Origin of the sequence: Microbacterium sp. B19, assembly GCF_000333395.1 — a bacterium.
GTDB lineage: Bacteria > Actinomycetota > Actinomycetes > Actinomycetales > Microbacteriaceae > Microbacterium.
Genome location: NZ_BADA01000068.1, coordinates 1 through 2,286, shown reverse-complemented (window position 1 = coordinate 2,286; position 2,286 = coordinate 1). Strand labels below are relative to the sequence as shown.

General features: G+C 70.5%; 2 protein-coding genes and 2 pseudogenes. 2 read left to right on the top strand and 2 right to left on the bottom strand.

The window, feature by feature from the left end; genetic code table 11:
• Positions 1–419: 50S ribosomal protein L3 (gene rplC / locus I5G_RS02515; RefSeq protein WP_022877649.1), on the bottom strand; the 419-nt coding region annotated here is incomplete at its 3' end.
• A 32-nt stretch (positions 420–451) separates the two neighbouring features.
• Between rplC and I5G_RS02510 the strand changes: the two are divergent.
• Both I5G_RS02510 and rocD read left to right on the top strand, forming a co-directional pair.
• A pseudogene (locus tag I5G_RS02510) lies at positions 452–787 on the top strand (N-dimethylarginine dimethylaminohydrolase); the annotation flags it as partial.
• Positions 784–1,998 (top strand): ornithine--oxo-acid transaminase, encoded by a 1,215-nt coding sequence (gene rocD, locus I5G_RS02505; RefSeq protein WP_022877647.1) that lies wholly within the window; start codon positions 784–786, stop codon positions 1,996–1,998. The pseudogene I5G_RS02510 and the gene rocD, both read left to right, overlap by 4 nt.
• Before the next feature lie 62 nt (positions 1,999–2,060).
• Here rocD and I5G_RS20195 read toward each other — a convergent pair.
• Positions 2,061–2,286, bottom strand: a pseudogene (locus tag I5G_RS20195) (oxidoreductase); the annotation flags it as partial.

Here is a 2,286-nt window from a genome sequence, read left to right as displayed (position 1 = left end):
GAGGCGCCGATCGAACCGGGCTTGCGGTGGTTGCGGTGTGCACCTTGCGAAGCGGAGACACCCTTGAAGTTGTGACGCTTCATGACACCGGCGGTGCCCTTGCCCTTGCTGGTGCCGACGACGTCGACCAGCTGGCCGGCCTCGAACAGGCCGTCCACGGTGAGCTCCTGACCGAGCGAGTAGTCAGCGGCATCCGCGGTACGAACCTCGGTGAGGTGACGACGCGGGGTGACGCCCGCGGCCTCGAAGTGGGCCGTCAGGGGCTTGTTCACCTTGCGGGGGTCGATCTGGCCGTAGCCGATCTGAACGGCGTTGTAGCCGTCCTTCTCGACCGAGCGGAGCTGGGTCACGACGTTCGGAGCGACCTCGATGACGGTGACGGGAACGAGCTTGCCGTTCTCGTCCCACACCTGGGTCATGCCGAGCTTGGTGCCGAGGAGGCCCTTGGAGATCCGCGATCGCCGTGCTCGACCCGGTCGAGGGTCCCGGCGGCGTCGAGAAGGCCAACATCGCGTACCTGCCGAACGCGTTCGACGAGCGCAGCCAGGCGATCCTCCGCGAGCGCTACCCGGATGCCATCCGGGTGTCGGATGCCGACGGCGCGGTGTTCGGCCTGAACTCCGCCAGCGACGGCAAGAACGTCATCATCTCGCCGCGCGCGAAGGGCTTCGAGGCGCAGCTGCGCGAGCGCGGCTACACGCCCGTGCTGGTCGACCTGTCCGAGCTGCTGCTCGGCGGCGGCGGGATCAAGTGCTGCACGCTCGAGCTGCGCGGGGGCACCCGATGAGCACCACCGTCGACGACCTCGGCGCTCAGCTCATCGCCGCCGAGGGCGCGCACCTCGCGCACAACTACCACCCGCTGCCGGTCGTCGCCGCGCGCGCCGAGGGCGTCTGGGTCACCGACGTCGAGGGCAAGCGCTACCTCGACCTGCTGTCGGCGTACTCCGCGCTGAACTTCGGGCACGGGCACCCGGCGATCCTCGCGGCCGCCCGTGAGCAGCTGGAGCGGCTGACGCTCACCAGCCGCGCGTTCCACAACGACAAGCTCGGGCCGTTCGCCACGGCTCTCGCGCAGCTCTGCGGCAAGGATCTCGTGCTGCCGATGAACACCGGCGCGGAGGCGGTCGAGACCGGCATCAAGGTCGCCCGCGCGTGGGGCTACCGGTCGAAGGGCATCGCCCCGGATGCCGCGACCATCATCGTCGCGAACGGCAACTTCCACGGCCGCACCACGACGATCGTCGGCTTCAGCGACGACCCCACCGCGCACGACGACTTCGGTCCCTACGCGCCGGGCTTCGTGCATGTCCCGTACGGAGACGCGGATGCCATCGCCGCGGCGATCGACGACAACACCGCCGCGGTGCTCCTGGAACCGATCCAGGGCGAGGCCGGCATCGTCATCCCGCCGGAGGGGTTCCTGCGCCGGGTGCGCGAGATCTGCTCGGCGAACAATGTGCTGTTCATCGCCGACGAGATCCAGTCGGGCCTCGGCCGCGTGGGTGAGACGTTCGCGTGCGACCGCGAAGGCATCGTGCCCGACGTCTACCTCCTCGGCAAGGCCCTGGGCGGTGGCATCCTGCCCCTGTCCGCGGTCGTCGCGAACGAGGACGTCCTGGGCGTCATCCGTCCCGGTGAGCACGGCTCGACGTTCGGCGGCAACCCGCTGGCTGCCGCGGTGGGACTGCGGGTCGTCGAGATGCTGGCATCCGGGGAGTTCCAGACCCGCGCGAAGGCGCTCGGCGAGCACCTCGCGCAGGGGCTCGAGTCGCTCGTCGGTCACGGTGTGACCGCGGTGCGCGTGGCGGGGCTCTGGGCCGGCGTCGACATCGACCCGGCCGCGGGCCGCGGGCGCGAGATCGCCGAGAAGCTCCTCGCGCGCGGCGTGCTGGTCAAGGACACGCACGGGCAGACGATCCGTATCGCCCCGCCGCTGACGATCCGCGCGACCGAGATCGACTGGGCGATCGATCAGCTGCGGCACGTCCTCCCCTGACTCGGGCGTGAGGGGTCAGTTTCTGTCGCTTCTTTTCGTCCCAAGCGACAGAAAACGACCCCTCACGCGACGGTGAGCGTCAGCTCGTCCCAGCCGGTCGCGCCGTCGGGGGCGGGCGCGGCGCGCTGCTGCGTCTGGGTCTCGCCGGTGGCGGACGTGGCGCGGCAGCGGAGCGTGTGCGTTCCCGCCGTGGCATCCCAGGGCAGGCTCCACTGCACCCACGTGTCGGACGAGATCGCCGTCGCGAGCTTCGCGGGCTGCCACGCGCCGTCGTCGATCTGCACCTCG

Coding starts and splice junctions, on each gene's coding strand:
- rocD (WP_022877647.1), top strand. CDS start 784: ATGAGCACCACCGTCGACGACCTCGGCGCTCAGCTCATCGCCGCCGAG.